Source organism: Bogoriella caseilytica (assembly GCF_003752405.1).
Lineage (GTDB): Bacteria > Actinomycetota > Actinomycetes > Actinomycetales > Actinomycetaceae > Allobogoriella > Allobogoriella caseilytica.
Window position 1 is genome coordinate 2,983,959 of record NZ_RKHK01000001.1, and the last position, 16,162, is coordinate 3,000,120.

Here is a 16,162-nt window from a genome sequence, read left to right on the forward strand (position 1 = left end):
GAGTGACCATCCCAGAATCGAGGGAGTCACCAGTGAGCACTGACAGCTTCGCGTCCAAGGGGACGCTTGACGTTGACGGCACAGAGTACGAGATCTTCCGCCTCAGCGCGGTCAAGGGCCTGGAGAAGCTGCCCTACAGCCTGAAGATCCTCGCCGAGAACCTGCTGCGGACCGAGGATGGCAAGAACGTCACCGCCGAGCATGTCCAGGCCCTCGCACACTGGGATCCCACCAGCGAGCCCAGCACGGAGATCCAGTTCACCCCGGCACGCGTGGTGATGCAGGACTTCACCGGCGTGCCCTGCGTGGTCGACCTGGCCACCATGCGTGAGGCCGTCGCCGAGCTCGGCGGAGATCCCGAGAAGGTCAATCCGCTTGCCCCTGCTGAGCTGGTCATCGACCACTCGGTGGTCATCGACGTCTTCGGCCGCTCCGACGCCTTCGAGCGCAACGTCGAGATCGAGTACGAGCGCAACCATGAGCGCTATCAGTTCCTCCGCTGGGGCCAGACCGCCTTCGACGACTTCAAGGTCGTTCCCCCGGGCACCGGCATCGTCCACCAGGTCAACATCGAGTACCTGGCCCGCACCGTGATGACCCGGGCGGCCGAGCCCGGCGTCGAGGGCAGCCCGGTCCGCGCCTACCCCGACACCTGCGTGGGCACCGACTCACACACCACCATGGTCAACGGCCTGGGTGTGCTGGGCTGGGGCGTGGGCGGCATCGAGGCCGAGGCCGCCATGCTCGGCCAGCCGATCTCCATGCTGATCCCGAAGGTGGTGGGCTTCAAGCTCTCCGGGTCGATCCCCACCGGCGCGACCGCCACCGACGTGGTGCTGACCATCACCGAGATGCTGCGCAAGCACGGCGTGGTGGGCAAGTTCGTGGAGTTCTACGGCGAGGGGGTGGCTCAGGTGCCGCTGGCCAACCGCGCCACCATCGGCAACATGTCGCCGGAGTTCGGCTCCACTGCGGCGATCTTCCCCATCGACGGCGTCACGCTGGACTACCTGCGCCTCACCGGCCGCCCGGCCGATCAGGTCAAGCTCGTGGAGAGCTACGCCAAGGAACAGGGGATGTGGCTCGACCCGTCCCACCCGGACTACGTGGAGCCGGTCTTCTCCGAGTACCTCGAGCTCGATCTGTCCACCGTGGTGCCCTCGATCGCCGGGCCGAAGCGCCCGCAGGATCGCATCGCGGTCTCCGAGGCCAAGAAGCAGTTCGCCGCCGACCTGAAGAACTACGTGGTCGAGGGCAACGGCATCGAGAAGTCCGAGCTGGACGACGAACTCGCCGACACCTTCCCGGCTTCGGACGCCCCCACGCACGACGCCACGCGTGACTCCTCCCCGGCAGGCGCACCGAGCCGCTCCACCGTGGCCTCCGCCCCGCGCCGCGCCGTCAAGCAGGTGCCCGTCACCATGGCGGACGGCCGGGAGACCACCCTCGACCACGGCGCCGTCGTGATCTCCTCGATCACCTCCTGCACCAACACCTCCAACCCCTCGGTGATGATGGCCGCCGGCCTGCTGGCCAAGAACGCCGTGGAGAAGGGCCTGGAGGTCAAGCCCTGGGTGAAGACCTCCATGGCCCCTGGCTCGAAGGTGGTGACCAACTACTACGAGAAGGCGGAGCTGTGGCCCTACCTGGAAAAGCTGGGCTACCACCTGGTCGGTTACGGCTGCACCACCTGCATCGGTAACTCCGGCCCGCTGCCCGACGAGATTTCCGAGGCCGTGAACGCTCACGACCTCTCGGTGGCCTCGGTGCTCTCCGGTAACCGCAACTTCGAGGGCCGGATCAACCCGGACGTGAAGATGAACTACCTGGCCTCACCGCCGCTGGTCATCGCCTACGGCCTGGCCGGCTCCATGGACTTCGACTTCGAGAACGAGCCCTTGGGCACCGACTCCGAGGGTCAGGACGTCTACCTCAAGGACATCTGGCCGACGCCGGACGAGGTGGACAAGACCATCGCCGGGGCGATCGACTCGGAGATGTTCACCAAGGACTACGCCGACGTCTTCACCGGCGACGAGCGCTGGAAGTCGCTCGACACCCCCGAGGGCGACACCTTCGAGTGGGACGCCGATTCCACCTACGTGCGCAAGCCCCCGTACTTCGACGGCATGAGCTTCGATCTCACCCCGGTGGAAGACATCTCCGGCGCCCGGGTGCTCGCCAAGCTCGGCGACTCGGTGACCACCGACCACATCTCCCCGGCCGGTTCGATCAAGCCGGACTCTCCGGCGGGGCGGTACCTGGCTGAGAAGGGTGTGGCCCGCCGCGACTTCAACTCCTACGGCTCGCGCCGCGGGAACCACGAGGTGATGATCCGCGGGACCTTCGCGAACATCCGCTTGCGCAATCAGTTGCTCGACGGCGTGGAGGGTGGTTTCACCAAGAACTTCCTCACCGGCGAGCAGGAGTCGATCTTCGATGCCTCCAGCGCCTACCAGGAGCAGGGGATTCCGCTGGTCGTGCTCGGTGGCAAGGAGTACGGTTCCGGTTCCTCCCGTGACTGGGCGGCCAAGGGCACGCGCTTGCTGGGCGTGCGCGCGGTGATCACTGAGTCCTTCGAGAGGATCCACCGCTCGAACCTGATCGGCATGGGCGTGCTGCCCCTGCAGTTCCCCCAGGGCGAGTCTGCGGACTCGCTCGGCCTGGATGGCACGGAGACCTTCGACATCACTGGGGTGACCGCGCTGAACGAGGGCGGCATTCCGAAGACCGTCCACGTCACCGCCACGAAGGACGGCGGTGAGCCGGTGGAGTTCGACGCCGTGGTGCGCATCGACACCCCCGGAGAGGCGGATTACTTCCGCAACGGCGGCATCCTGCAGTACGTGCTGCGCCAGATCGCGGCGTGAGCTAAGTCGGTTCGGCTCACGAAGTGCCCCCTCCCCGCTGGGAGGGGGCACTTCTGTGCCAGGGCTTGCCGTGTCGGGCCCATGCGGGCGCGGAGCAGTACCATTCGTCGAACCCCCGAGGAGAGGCGTCGAAGATGACCATGCGGATCGCCGTCACCGGCGGCAGCGGCAAGCTCGGCCGTCACGTGATGACCCGGCTGCGGGCCGACGGCCACGAGGTGCTGAACCTGGATCGTGAGGGGGTCCGTGATCCCGGGCTCATCAGGGTCGACCTGACCGATTACGGGCAAGTGCTCGACGCAGTCCTGGGCGTAGAAGAGCGTCACGGGGGCCTCGACGCTCTCGTGCACCTCGCGGCCATCCCGGCCCCTGGCCTGCACCCGGACTCCGCGACGTTCGGCAACAACATCCTGTCCACCTACCACGTGTTCCAGGCGGCACGCCGGGCGGGTGTCCGGCGCATCGTCTACGCCTCCAGCGAGACGGTGCTGGGCTTACCCTTCGACACACCCCCGCCGTACATCCCGGTCAACGAGGAATACCCGGCACGTCCGGAGAGCACCTACTCCCTGGTCAAGCACCTCGAGGAGCAGATGGCGGTCCAACTGACCCGGTGGGACCCGGACCTCAGCATCACCGCGCTGAGATTCTCGAACGTGATGGACGTGGCGGATTACGTGCAGTTCCCCGCCTTCGATGCCGACCCGATGCTGCGGCGCTGGAACCTGTGGTCCTATATCGACGGACGGGACGGCGCCCAGGCTGTGGCGCGCGCCCTAGAGCGGGCACAACCGGGCTTCGAGGCCTTCGTCATCGCGAATGCGGACACAGTGATGACACGCTCCTCGGCCGAGCTGGCCGCGGAGGTCTATCCGGGCGTGGAGGTCGTCAAGGAGCTCGGTGAGCACGAGACGATGCTCTCGATCGACAAGGCCCGCCGATTGCTCGGGTACGAGCCGCAGCACAGCTGGCGCGACCACGTCTGACGCGATTCCGTCACGGACCGGGCGCTTCAGGACCTTTCGGGACAACCCGCCGCTGCAAGCCTCAGACCGCTGGCGACACAGGCCGGTCAGGAGGTTCCAGAGGGAGCCCGGAGAAGGAGTCACCATGCCTGTTCGTCCCACCCGTATCATCGCCCCGCTGGCGGTTCTCGCCCTGGCTGCCTGCGGCAGTGCCGCCAGCGGCGCGGAAGAGCTGCGTTCCGAGGAGCCCTACGAGCCGGCCGACGTCTCGGCCGCCCCCGCGCTCGAGGACGCCGTGGCCGCCACCTCCGCATTGGGGACCGGGTTGGTCAGCAGCACCGACGTGGCTGAGAACCGGGTGGTCTCGCCGGCCTCGGTCGCGGTGGCGCTGGCCATGCTCGCCGAGGGCGCCGACGGGGAGAGCCTCGAAGCACTCGAGGAGGTGCTCGGTGCCAGTGGGACCGAGCGAGCCGAAACCTTCGGTGCTCTGCAGGCCGCGGTCCTTGCCTACGACGGAGACCCCGCCGTGGTGCAGGAGGACGAACTCCCCGAGGACCCGGTCCTCCACCTTGCGAACCGCATCGCTCTCGATGACGACTTCGAAACGCTGGTCTCCAGTGACTTCTTGGATTCCCTCGCCCGCCACTTCGATGCCGGCACCGCCGTGGCCGACCTCGGCTCCGATGCCGGCAAGGACGTTCTGGATGCGTGGGTGGAGGAGCACACCGGTGGCCTGATCGAGGAATCGGCGATCGAGCCTGACCCGACCCTGGCGCTGGTGCTGCAGAACGCCATCGTGCTCGCCGCCCGGTGGCAGATGCCCTTCGAGGACTCCAACACCCACCTGGTCCCGTTCACCACCGGAACGGGCGAGGAGGTGGAGGTCGAGCGGATGCACCAAACGGTGGTCGCGCCCTACGCCGAGGACGATCAGGGCCAGGCCCTTCGCCTGCCCTACAGCTCGGGATTCGCCATGGATGTCTACTTCCCGGCGCCGGGAAGTGATCCGGCTGCTCTCGACGCGAGCGCGTGGGACGAACTCGGGAGCGCCGTGGGAGGCGACCAGCAGAGCGAGGTGAACCTGGGGCTTCCCCAGCTCGAGGTGCGGACCGAGCTCGGGCTGACCGATCCTCTCTCTGACCTCGGGCTCGGTGATCTCTTCGAGGCGGAGACGGCTGATCTGACCGGGATGACCCAGCACGCGGGCGACGGCGAGGAGCTCTTCATCGGCCAAGCCGAGCACCAGGCCGTGCTCAACGTCGACGAGGAGGGCACCGTGGCCGCCGCCGTGACCGAACTCGGCATCGGCGTGACCTCAGCGCCGGCGCCTCCGGAGGTGGACATGCTCATCGACCGCCCCTACCTGGTGCGGATCGTGCACACCGAGACCGGATGGCCACTGTTCCTCGCCGTGATCAACGACCCGAGCGCGCAGGGCTGATCCTCCGCGCGGGTGCGGGGCCGGGGCCGTATCCTGGCATCCGTAAACGAGACGAGGAGCCGATGACCTACCTGGAGCGCATCCGCAAGCCTGCGGACGTCCGCGACCTGCACGGCAGCGAACTCGACGTGCTGGCCAAGGAGATCCGCGACTTCCTGGTCGCCGAGGTGGCCAAGACCGGAGGGCACCTCGGCCCGAACCTCGGAGTGGTCGAACTGACGATCGCGCTGCACCGGGTCTTCGATTCCCCGGCCGAGCACATCGTCTTCGACACCGGCCACCAGTCCTACGTGCACAAACTGCTCACCGGGCGCGCGGACTTCTCCCGGCTGCGCAAGTCCGGCGGGCTGTCCGGATACCCCGCCCGCGCGGAATCCGACCACGACGTGGTGGAGAACTCCCACGCCTCCACAGCGTTGAGCTGGGCAGACGGCATCGCCCGCGCCAACCAGCTGCGCGGAGATGACCGCCCGGTGGTGGCAGTGATCGGCGACGGAGCACTCACCGGAGGGATGGCCTGGGAGGCGGTCAACAACATCGCCGGCGGCACCGATCGCTCGCTGGTGATCGTGGTCAACGACAACGGCCGGTCCTACGCTCCGACCATCGGTGGGATCGCCCTCCACCTCGATGCGCTGCGCGCCACCCGGTCCTACGAGAAGGTGCTTTCCTGGGGCCGGCGGGCACTGCAGGCCGGGGGCCCTCCTGGACGCTTCGCCTTCGAAGCACTGCACGGCATGAAGAAGGGCCTCAAGGACGCCGTCGCGCCGCAGGGCCTCTTCGAAGACCTCGGGATGAAGTACCTCGGTCCCATCGACGGCCACGACGTCCTGGCCATGGAGACCGCGCTGAAGCGGGCCAAGCGCTATGGCGGACCGGTGATCGTGCACGCCATCACCGAGAAGGGGCGCGGCTACACCCCGGCCGAAGAGGATGTGGCCGACCGCTTCCACGCCGTGGGCGCGATCCATCCCGAGACCGGCCTGCCGGTGGCGCCCTCACGCTTCGGCTGGACGGCCGTCTTCGCCGACGAGATCCGCAGCGTGGCCCGCCGACGCAGTGACGTGGTGGCCCTGACTGCGGCCATGCTCGAGCCGGTGGGGCTGAAGCTGCTGGCGGAGGAGTTTCCGGAGCGCGTCATCGACGTCGGCATCGCCGAGCAGCACGCCACCACCGCCGCCGCCGGCCTGGCCTACGCCGGAATGCACCCCGTCGTGGCCCTGTACGCCACGTTCCTCAACCGCGCCTTCGACCAGGTTCTCATGGATGTGGCGCTCCACCGGGCCGGTGTGACCTTCATGCTCGACCGCTCGGGACTGACCGGTGATGACGGCGCCTCCCACAACGGCATGTGGGACATGGCCCTCTTGCGCAGCGTGCCAGGCCTGCGCCTGGCCGCCCCGCGCGACGAAGTCACACTGCGGGCCGCGGTCAACGAAGCCGTCGAAGTGGACGACGCACCCACCGTGGTGCGCTACCCCAAGGGTTCCGTGCCCGATCCGCTGCCCGCCGTGGCTCGTCACGGATCCATCGATGTGCTGCGCCGTCACTCCGGCTCTCCGCGGGTGCTGCTCGTCGGCATTGGCGCGATGGCACGCACGGCCATCGACGCTGCGGAGTCCCTCGACGCACACGGCGTCGGCTCCATGGTGGTCGACCCACGATGGGTCTTGCCGATCAGCGCGGAGCTGACGGAGCTCGCCGCCGACTACGACCTGGTGGTCACGGTCGAGGACGGCCTGGTCACCAACGGCATCGGCTCCGCGCTGCGCGACGCGCTGGCCGCGGCAGGCACGGATGTGCCCGTGCGCAGCCACGGCATCCCGCACGCCTTCCTGGAGCACAGTTCCCGCGCGGAACTGATCGACGCCTTCTCGCTGCGCGGTCAGGACATCGCGCGGGAGACACTGGCCGCGGCCGCTGCGCTCTGGGCGACCGACCCCGTGCCGGAGGGCACCGAGCCCTGATCGGGAACCGCCACATCCGCATGCGCGCTCAAGTTCCGTAGGCCCGGGTTCCCTGGTCGGGGACTAAGTGGCCAGTGCCGCGGCCAACCTGGGAGCGAGCTGCTCGATCTGCCAGGGCCGGGCGCCGAAGCCGCGCAGTGCTGACTCGATGGCCTCGGCCGGGGCGTGCTCGGGAAGCTCCCAGGCAAGCCGTCGCTGCAGGGCTGGCGAGAGCAGGTTCTCCTGGGGCAGGGTGATCTCCTCGGCACGGGCCCGAACCGTGGTCTTCACGACCTCCAGACGGGCCGCCGCCAACGGGTTGCGATCCTGCCAGGAACGCGGTGGCGGCAGCGTGCCCGGCTGCCGGGCCGCCCGCCGGGAGGGCAGCTCGCTCTCCGGGAGCGCCAGCGCGCGGGCGATGGCTGCATACCAGTAGCTGCGGCGTACCCGTTTGCCGGAGAACTCCTTCAGCTGTCCGAGTTCCTCGACGCTGCCCGGCTTGCTCCGGGCCGCAGCCACGATCGCATAGGCGGAGAGCACCCGCCCGGGAGCGCGGTCGATCTCCTGGGCCAGGTCCTCCCGGGCGGTGAAGAGCTCGCGCGCCACGGCCAGACCACGCAGGTCCTTGATCTGCTGCAGACCAGACACGCGGCGCCAGGGCTCGGTGCGCGGGGGCGCCGGGGGAGCGTCGCGCACATGGTCGAACTCCTGACGCGCCCACTCCAGCTTTCCGGCGGCCTCAAGATCTCGGATGAGAATCTCGCGCAGTTCCACCAGGAGCTCCACGTCGAGCGCGGCGTAGCGCAACCACGAGTCCGGCAAGGGTCGGGTTGACCAGTCCGCCGCAGAATGCTCCTTGGCCAGCTCGAAGCCCATGTTCTCGGCGACCACTGCCGCCAGGCCCACCTTCGCACGCCCCAGCAACCGCGAGGCAAGTTCAGTGTCGAACAATGCCGCCGGATCGAGGCCGAGCTCGCGCAGGCAGCCCAGATCCTGATCGGCCGCGTGCAGAATCCACTCCTGATCGTTGATCACGGCTGCCAGGGAGGACAGGTCCGGCACGGCAATAGGGTCGATGAGCACCGTCGGAGAACCGGCGCGGCGCAACTGAATCAGGTAGGCCCGCTGGCCATAGCGGAAACCCGAGGCGCGCTCGGCATCCACTGCGATCGGGCCTGAACCCGCAGCCAGCGAGGCTACGGCCTCCGCCAGGCGCGCGGGCGAATCGGTCAGGGGCGGAACGCCGGCAGCCGGCTCCGTGAGTGGCGTCAGGGCAGGCCCGGCATCCTCCACTGCGGGCACCTCAACGGCATCCGGGGAGCCCGTGGCCTGGGGTGAGTGGGTCACCGTCTTCTCCCTAGGGCAGCGACGTTCTCGGGCAGAGGCTCCAGGCCGGCGGCGGCGCAGGCCGCCTGGGCCCACGCCTGCAGATGCGGGCCGAGATCGGGCGTGGTGGGCGTCCAGGAGGCGCGCAGTTCGATCTCGACCTCGCCGGAGCGCAGTTCCAGCCCGCCGAAGGTCTCCGAGAGCACCCGGGTCACCGTGCCGGAGAGGTGGTGGAAGCCGGCTCCGGCATCGCCCAGGGCGTCGATCAGCCAGGACCAGCCGACCTCGCCGAGCAGAGGATCCTGCCCCACCTCTGGCTCCAGGGCCGCCTTCGCCATCACAATCACACGGAAGGGGCCGTGCCAGGCCTCCTGACCTGCTGGGTCGTGGAGTACCACGAAACGGCCGTGTCCCAGCAGTTCGTCCGGATCGAGCTGCGGATCAGCGTTGACCTCTCCGGTGAGCGCGAGGGAGTAGGGCGCCATGCGCGTGGGAGGCGGAACCTCTTCGAGGTGCAGCTCTGGGCGGAGTTCGCCACTGTGGTCGCGTAGAGATTCCAGCGCTGCATGGAAGTCCGCGGGCACCTCGGAACCGGCACCGCGACCGCTGGGATGCCCGCTCGTCGCCATGGCGCAAGGCTATGGCGCGGCGGGTCACCGCGAAGAACTGCCACGCCGGGGACGCCGTCACGAACTGGGATGGGTCGGTTGAGCGGTGCGGGGCGGGCCCGCCGTAGTCTGGTCGCCGTGACTGACCCTTTCCGCCCGGTGATCCTGGGAACCGACCTCGGCGTCTACTCCATGGCGCGCTCCTTCCACGAGGCTTGCGGTGTGCGCTCCCTGGTGGTGTCCAACTCGCCGCGCGGCCCGATCAATGACTCGCGGATCCTCGATCAGGTGCTGGTCGGCCGCGGCGCCACCCAGGAGCAGACCCTAGAGGTTCTTGATCGTCTCCCGGAGCAACACAGCGGCTCGCGTCTGCTCCTGATGGTCAACTCCGAGCACGAGCTCGGCATGATCCGAGCCCACCGCGAGCGCCTCGCCCGCGGATACGTGCTGCCCTACCCCCCGAACGAGGTGCTCGCCCGGGGCCAGGACAAAGCCGCGCTGGCAGCGGTCTGCCAGCAGCTGGGCGTCGCTTCACCGCGCACCGTCGGCATCGCGCTCGAGTCCTTGGCCACCGGATCGGCGGGGCTGGAGCACGCTGCCGAGCTCCGGCTGCCGGTGGTGGTCAAGATGGCTGAGGCCGGTGACTACCTGTTGCGCAACTTCCCCGGTCAGCGCAAGGTCTACGCGGCCCAGGACCGTGCGGAGCTCGAGCGCATCCTTCGACTCCTCGTCGCACAGGGGGTCACCGGTGAGGTCCTGGTCCAGGAGCTCATTCCGGGGGACGACACCGCCTCGCGCGTGGTCACGTGCTACCGCGACCGTGCCGGGCGGATCACCGCCATGGCCTCAGGACAGGTGCTTCTGGGCCTGCACAGCCCGATGCTGGTCGGCAACGGGGCGGCCATCCTGACGGAACCGCAGCCCGAACTCGAGACGCAGGCCGCCGCGATCCTCGAGGCACTGGACTACCGAGGGCTGGCCAACTTCGACTTCCGCGTCGATCCGCGCAACGGCGTCGCGCACGTGCTTGACCTCAATACGCGCATCGGTCGCTCGCACTACTACGCCAACGTGGCCGGGGTGAACCCGGTGCGCGCCCTGGTGGCAGACTATGCGGAGGAACTCGGCTATGCCGAGGATCTCCCGCGCGAGGAGGCACGCGCGGTGGGCCTCTACTCCTATGTGCCCTGGACCCTGTTGCGACGCTACCTCGAGCCCGGACTTCTCGATCGGGTCAAGGTCGCGCGGCGGCGCCGCGGTCTGGTGCACCCCCTGGCCTATGCCGCTGATCGTCATCCTCGCCGTCTGGCCTACCGCGTGGCCGCCGCGGCCAACCTCCGGCGCGACTTCCGGCGGCACTATCCCGCGCCCACGCCCACCAGCTTCTAGCCGCCCAGCCCCGAGTGCCGCCCCGGCCTGCCCTGCCCGGTCCCGGGCTCTGGACAGGGGCGCATGCGGGCGCTCCCGGCGGTCCATCCCGCGCGCCGGGACGCCCGGAGCCGCTGGGCTGGTTAGTCTCACTGTGACCTGCTGTTGATGATGGAGTTGATGTGACCGCTCGCCTGGTGCCGGTAACCGATGACGAGGAGTACCTGCGTCTCGCCGAGGGATTCCCCCTGCCCGCGGAACAGGCACCCGTGTGGGATCGATTCGACACTGCGGTGGCCGACCGCAGGCCGTGGGGGCGCCTGGCCTTCTACTCGGCACAGAACGTCTCTGGCGATCGCCCTGATGCGTTGGTGTCCTTCACCCGTCTTGACCTGCCCGGCGGTCTCGCTTTCCTCTGGGCCAAGCTCGGACCGGTGTGGCGGCAGGAGCCCACGGCCGAGCAGGAGGCGGACCTGCGCCGCCTCCTGGTGGCCGCACTGCGCCGCACCGACCCACGCGTGGTCTTCGCCCGGATGCACGTCCAGCACGACGCCGGCGATGTGCTGCCCATGATGCGCGGCATCACCTATGACCAGACCGTCGTGGTCACCCTCGGGGTCAGCGATGAGGAGCTGATGGCCTCGCTGAAGAAGCGCGGACGGCGAGACGTGCGCAAGGCGCTGCGCGATGAGAGCCTCACGGTCTCGGAGGAGACCGGTATCTCCCTGGAGGGCTTCCGGGAGCTCTACACGCTGCTGGAGGAGACGGGGGAGCGCGGCGGCTATGGCGTCCACCCGGCCGAGCACTACCACGCCATGATGGACTCGCTCGGACCAGGACACGCACGGCTCTTCGTCACTCGTCGCGACGGGCGCCCGCTCTCCTGGGGTCTGGTCACAGTTCACGGCGAGTTCGCCGCCTACTCCTGGGCGGCCTCGAATGCTGAGGGACGGTCCGCGTTGGCCGCTGACGCCATGGTCTGGTTGATCCTGACCACCTTGAACGCAGCCGGGGTGCGCACCTTCGACATGGGCGGTGCGGGCTCCGAGCGTTACCCGGGCCTGAACAACCTCACTCAGTTCAAGACGAAGTTCAACGAACACGTGGTGCCCTATCCGGCAGCCCGCGACATCCCCGCCCGACCGGCGCTCTACCGCGCGCTCGGTGCGGCTCGCACCGCGCGCCATGGCTTGCGCTCCGCGCTGAGCGGGGCGCGCGACCTCCCGCAGAACCTCAGTGGCGCGGGTCAGCGCACGCTCGGATCGCTGCGCCGCGCCGCTCGCCGGCTGCCGTAGCGCGCGTCACATTCTCGGGGCCGCATGCTGTGGCCGGGGCGCCGATGTCAGCATCCTGCGCGGGTCTTCTGCCGCATGATGGCGCCGATATCCGCACCTCGGCTCCTTCGTCGGCATCTGCGCGTCTGTTCCGTAGGTTCGGCTCACCGATTAAGCGCAGGTGACTCTGCCGTAATTCTTGTCTAGAGTCGCCACACAAGGTAAGCCTCACCTCACTTGGAGCGACTGTGACCACTCGACCTCTCGCCCGGCGTAGCGCCGGTATCGCTGCCGGGCTCGCTCTGGCGCTGACTCTGGCCGCGTGTGGCGGCGACGCCGAAGGCAGCGTCGACCGCACCGGGGATTCCGATGTCGAGGAGACCGGCGCCGCCGGCACCGACGGGACCGAAGACCGCGAGGACGCGGAGGAGAGCGCCGCCGGCACGGTCACCATCGAGGACGACTTCGGCACGCACGAGATCGACCTGGCCGCGATCGAGTCGATCGGCGCTTTCGACAACCGGGTCTTCCGCGTGCTCGAGGAGTTCGGAGTCGAGCTCTCCGTAGCGGCCCGCTCGCTCATGCAACCGCACATTCATGGCTACGCCGAGAACGAGGACATCCTCGACACCGGCTTCCACCGCGAGCCGAACCTCGAGATGATCGTGGCTGCCGATCCCGACCTGGTCCTCAACGGCCAGCGGTACTCGGAGTACTACGACGACATTGCCGCACTGCTCTCCGACGATGCCGTGATCCTGCAGTTCGATGAGGGCTTCGACGACCCGAACACCTTCTTCGCGAACCTGATCGAGCAGACCGAGGTGCTGGGCGAACTCTTCCAGGCCGAGGAGGAGGCGCAGGCCCTCGTCGATGACCTGCAGGATGCCATGGACCGGGTGGAGGCTGCCTATGACGGCGCATCGACCGTCATGGGCCTGCTGACCTCGGGCGGGAACATCAACTACGCGGGCCCCACCCAGGGTCGCGCCGTGGCTCCGATCTTCCAGCAGTTCGATCTGGTGCCCGCCCTGGAGGTCGAGGATCAGTCCAGCGACCACGAGGGCGATGACATCTCGGTCGAGGCCATCGCCCAATCGAATCCGGACTGGATCATCGTGCTGGACCGAGACGGCATGGACCCGAACGACCCCGAGTACACCTCGGCCCAGGAACTCATCGCTGAGTCCCCGGCGCTGCGCGACGTGACCGCAATTCAGGAAGACAGGGTCGTGTACATGCCGCAGAACATGTACCTGACGGAAGACATCCTGGCCTACACCGAGTTGCTGGTCTCCTTGGCCGAAGCCCTCGAATCGGCCGAGTGATGAGAGCCGCGGGGCCGCGCGTCTGCTGACGTGCGGCCCCGCGGCGCGGGTCCCACCCCTGACGAAGTCCTCGACATCGGAAGCCCACGGTCATGAGCGGCAGTCTTCGCCTCGATATCGCGCACACCTCGCGTGAACTCCTCGCTGAGGATGCACGTACGCGCCGGCACCGCCGGCTCTGGACGCCCGCTTTCGGGATCGCCATCGCTCTCACCCTCGCCCTGTTGAGCGCCTCGCTCCTCGTCGGCCAGTTCGATGTCTTCGGTGGCGACGGGGAGAACTTCTGGATGTTCGGCGTCACCCGCGTTCCGCGCACGGTGGCGCTGGTACTGGCAGGCGGTTCCATGGCGATGTGCGGTGTGATCATGCAGCTGCTGACCCAGAACCGCTTCGTAGAACCCACGACCACGGGCACCACCGAGTGGGCCGGTCTCGGGCTGGTCCTGGTGATGTGGCTCGTCCCGCAGCCCACCTTCTTCCAGCGCATGGTGGGCGCCGTCATCATGGCCTTCATCGGCACCATGGTCTTCTTTGCCTTCTTGCGCCGGGTGTCGCTGAAGTCCAGCCTGATCGTGCCGATCATCGGCATCATGCTCGGCGCAGTGGTCTCGTCCTTCACCACCTACCTGGCGCTGCAGTTCGACCAGCTGCAGACCCTGGGCATCTGGTTCGCCGGCTCCTTCACCCGGGTGATCGAGGGACGCTACGAGCTGATGTGGATCGTCGCGCTGGTCACGCTGGCTGTCTTCTTCGTCGCCGACCGTTTCACCGTGGCCGGCCTAGGCAAGGACATGGCTACCAATGTGGGCTTGAACTACGGTGCCGTGGTCTTCCTGGGCACCGCGATGGTGGCGGTGGCCACCGGTGTCACCGCCACCGTGGTGGGCACACTGCCCTTCCTCGGACTCGTGGTGCCGAACATCGTCTCGCTCTTCCGCGGGGATGATCTGCGCTCGAATCTGCCCTGGGTCTGCGTGGTGGGCATCTGCACCGTGACCGTGTGTGACCTGATCGGCCGCCTGATCATCGCGCCCTTCGAGATCCCGATCTCCATGGTGCTCGGCGTCCTCGGCGGGGTGGTCTTCGTCGGCCTGCTCATGCGCCAGCGCAAGAAGGGCGGGCTGGTCGCAGCATGAGCATCCGTACCGGCACCTCGGTCAGTGGCGCGGAATTGCCGCGTGAGCAGGCCCCGCCCGATCAGCAGCGGATGACCCCGCCACTGCCGGAGCGTCTCATGGCGCGCGAGGAGCGGCACTCCCGCCCGATCACCGGCCGCCGTCACCGACGCAGCTACCTTCTCGCGGTGGCGGTGCTTGGCCTGGTCTCGCTCGCCGCCACCCTCGGCATCCTGTTCTGGAACAACCCGATGCCGGCTGGCTCCGCCGGCTGGTGGACCATCCTGGGCATGCGCCGCGACTCGCTGCTCACGATCGGCGTGGTGGCGCTGTGCCATTCGGTGGCCACCATCGCCTTCCAGACCGGGGTGAACAACCGGATCCTCACGCCTGGCATCATGGGCTTCGGCTCGCTCTACACCGCGATCCAGACCGTGTTCGTCTACCTCTTCGGCATGGCCGGTGTGGTCATGCTGGTGGGCGTGCCGCAGTTCTTCCTGCAGATGGCACTGATGATGGTGCTGGCCACCGCGCTCTACACCTGGCTGCTCAGTGGCCGCTTCTCGAACGTGCACATCATGCTGCTGGTCGGCGTGGTGATCGGCGGGACGCTCGGCTCGGTGTCGAACTTCCTCCAGCGCATGTTGACGCCGAGTGAGTTCGACGTGCTCACCGCCCGGCTCTTCGGCAATATCTCCAACGCCCGCACCGAGTACCTGCCCTACGCCATCCCGATCGCGCTGGTGGCGGCCGCGGTGCTTTTCGCCCGTGCCCACCGGCTCAACGTGATCTCCCTGGGCCGCAATGCCGCCCTGAACCTGGGCTTGAACCACAAGCGTGAGCTCATCGCGCTGCTCATGCTGGTCTCGGTGCTGGTCTCCCTGGCCACGGCCCTGGTGGGGCCGATGATGTTCCTCGGCTTCCTTGCCGCCATGTTGTCCTACCAGCTGGCAGACACCTACTCCCACCGGCACCTGTTCCCGATGGGCTTCCTGGCTGCCTACTCCATCCTCGCGGGCAGTTATTTCGTGCTGCGGCACCTCTGGGACGCCGGCGGTGCGGTCACCGTCATCGTCGAACTGATCGGTGGAGTCGTCTTCTTGATCTTCCTCATGCGAAAGGGCCGGCTGTGATCACCCTGACTGACGTCATGAAGGAGTACTCCTCCGAGGTCGCCATCGGCCCGGTGAGCGTCGAACTCCAGCCAGGAGGCATCACCGCGCTCGTGGGGCCGAACGGTGCGGGGAAGTCCACCATCCTGACCATGATCGGGCGGCTCCTGGACCTGGATGGCGGCGCCATCGAGGTGGCCGGGCACGACATCGCCACCACGCCCTCAAAGACCATCGCGAGGGTGCTGTCCGTCCTGCGGCAGGAGAATCACTTCGTCACCCGGCTGACCGTCCGTCAGCTCGTGGGCTTCGGGCGCTACCCCCACTCCGGCGGACGGCTGACCCTGGGGGACGAGCGGTTGATCTCCCAAGCGATCGATTTCCTGGATCTCGGGCCCTTGGAGCACCGCTATCTCGACCAGCTCTCCGGCGGCCAGCGTCAGCGTGCCTACGTGGCGATGGTGCTGGCCCAGGACACGGACTATCTGTTGCTGGACGAACCGCTGAACAATCTCGACATGCAGCACCAGGTCTCGATGATGAGGCAGCTGCGCCAGGCCGCCGATGAACTGGGCAAGACCGTGGTGCTGGTCATCCACGACATCAACTTCGCCGCGGCCTACGCCGACCGGATCGTGGCCATGACCGACGGGCGCATCCGGTACCAGGGCACGCCGGAGGAGATCATGCGCGAGCCCATCCTCACCGAGGTCTTCCGCACGCCCATGAAGGTCATCGAGGAATCAGGTCACCGCATGGCGGTCTACTACCGCCCCGACCAGGGTTGACTCCTCGACGGCCGGCCACGG

The 16,162-nt window shown here is 68.0% G+C and carries 12 protein-coding genes; 10 read left to right on the forward strand and 2 right to left on the reverse strand.

Translation table 11 applies throughout. The features are described 5' to 3' along the window. Positions 1-2: 2 nt before the first annotated feature. The 4 genes from EDD31_RS13410 to dxs all read left to right on the forward strand — a co-directional run bounded on the left by EDD31_RS13410 (position 3) and on the right by dxs (position 7,243). Positions 3-2,870 carry an aconitate hydratase gene (locus EDD31_RS13410; protein WP_483964257.1) on the forward strand — a complete coding sequence of 956 codons (2,868 nt, stop codon included), beginning with the start codon at positions 3-5 and terminating at the stop codon, positions 2,868-2,870. Positions 2,871-3,010: 140 nt separating this feature from the next. Next, positions 3,011-3,856 (forward strand): NAD-dependent epimerase/dehydratase family protein, encoded by an 846-nt coding sequence (locus EDD31_RS13415; RefSeq protein ID WP_123305570.1) that lies wholly within the window; start codon positions 3,011-3,013, stop codon positions 3,854-3,856. Between the two features lie 124 nt (positions 3,857-3,980). Beyond that, positions 3,981-5,276: a serpin family protein gene (locus EDD31_RS13420; protein WP_123304594.1), complete on the forward strand. Its 1,296-nt coding sequence runs from the start codon at positions 3,981-3,983 to the stop codon at positions 5,274-5,276. A gap of 62 nt (positions 5,277-5,338) precedes the next feature. Further along, complete coding sequence (gene dxs / locus EDD31_RS13425; RefSeq protein ID WP_123304595.1) at positions 5,339-7,243, forward strand: 1-deoxy-D-xylulose-5-phosphate synthase; 1,905 nt, start codon at positions 5,339-5,341, stop codon at positions 7,241-7,243. A gap of 63 nt (positions 7,244-7,306) precedes the next feature. Here dxs and EDD31_RS13430 read toward each other — a convergent pair whose 3' ends face one another. Continuing rightward, positions 7,307-8,569 (reverse strand): ribonuclease D, encoded by a 1,263-nt coding sequence (locus tag EDD31_RS13430; protein ID WP_123304596.1) that lies wholly within the window; start codon positions 8,567-8,569, stop codon positions 7,307-7,309. After that, positions 8,566-9,177, reverse strand: coding sequence for a DUF3000 domain-containing protein (locus tag EDD31_RS13435; protein WP_123304597.1), 612 nt, complete (start codon positions 9,175-9,177; stop codon positions 8,566-8,568). Before EDD31_RS13435 ends, EDD31_RS13430 begins: the two co-directional genes overlap by 4 nt. Positions 9,178-9,294: 117 nt before the next feature. On the opposite strand from EDD31_RS13435, the gene EDD31_RS13440 reads away from it, so the two are divergent. The 6 genes from EDD31_RS13440 (at position 9,295) to EDD31_RS13465 (ending at position 16,141) form a co-directional block, all read left to right on the forward strand. Beyond that, positions 9,295-10,545, forward strand: a complete 1,251-nt coding sequence (locus EDD31_RS13440; RefSeq protein ID WP_123304598.1) for a carboxylate--amine ligase — start codon at positions 9,295-9,297, stop codon at positions 10,543-10,545. Between the two features lie 161 nt (positions 10,546-10,706). Beyond that, a complete protein-coding gene (locus EDD31_RS13445; RefSeq protein WP_123304599.1) occupies positions 10,707-11,819 on the forward strand; it encodes a lipid II:glycine glycyltransferase FemX in 1,113 nt (370 codons plus the stop codon). A 227-nt stretch (positions 11,820-12,046) separates the two neighbouring features. Beyond that, a complete protein-coding gene (locus EDD31_RS13450) occupies positions 12,047-13,126 on the forward strand; it encodes an ABC transporter substrate-binding protein (protein WP_123304600.1) in 1,080 nt (359 codons plus the stop codon). A gap of 92 nt (positions 13,127-13,218) precedes the next feature. Further along, positions 13,219-14,262 (forward strand): ABC transporter permease, encoded by a 1,044-nt coding sequence (locus tag EDD31_RS13455; RefSeq protein WP_123304601.1) that lies wholly within the window; start codon positions 13,219-13,221, stop codon positions 14,260-14,262. Further along, positions 14,259-15,374 carry an iron chelate uptake ABC transporter family permease subunit gene (locus EDD31_RS13460; RefSeq protein ID WP_245991220.1) on the forward strand — a complete coding sequence of 372 codons (1,116 nt, stop codon included), beginning with the start codon at positions 14,259-14,261 and terminating at the stop codon, positions 15,372-15,374. Before EDD31_RS13455 ends, EDD31_RS13460 begins: the two co-directional genes overlap by 4 nt. After that, the gene (locus EDD31_RS13465) at positions 15,371-16,141 is read left to right on the forward strand and encodes an iron ABC transporter ATP-binding protein (RefSeq protein WP_123304602.1); all 771 of its coding nucleotides are present in this window, start codon (positions 15,371-15,373) and stop codon (positions 16,139-16,141) included. The genes EDD31_RS13460 and EDD31_RS13465 overlap by 4 nt, the downstream gene beginning before the upstream one ends. Positions 16,142-16,162 lie beyond the last annotated feature (21 nt).

Excerpts from the sequence above, each read along its gene's own strand:
- EDD31_RS13455 (WP_123304601.1), top strand. The coding sequence starts at position 13,219 with ATGAGCGGCAGTCTTCGCCTCGATATCGCGCACACCTCGCGTGAACTC.
- EDD31_RS13460 (WP_245991220.1), top strand. The coding sequence starts at position 14,259 with ATGAGCATCCGTACCGGCACCTCGGTCAGTGGCGCGGAATTGCCGCGT.
- dxs (WP_123304595.1), top strand. The coding sequence starts at position 5,339 with ATGACCTACCTGGAGCGCATCCGCAAGCCTGCGGACGTCCGCGACCTG.
- EDD31_RS13420 (WP_123304594.1), top strand. The coding sequence starts at position 3,981 with ATGCCTGTTCGTCCCACCCGTATCATCGCCCCGCTGGCGGTTCTCGCC.
- EDD31_RS13435 (WP_123304597.1), bottom strand. The coding sequence starts at position 9,177 with ATGGCGACGAGCGGGCATCCCAGCGGTCGCGGTGCCGGTTCCGAGGTG.
- EDD31_RS13415 (WP_123305570.1), top strand. The coding sequence starts at position 3,011 with ATGCGGATCGCCGTCACCGGCGGCAGCGGCAAGCTCGGCCGTCACGTG.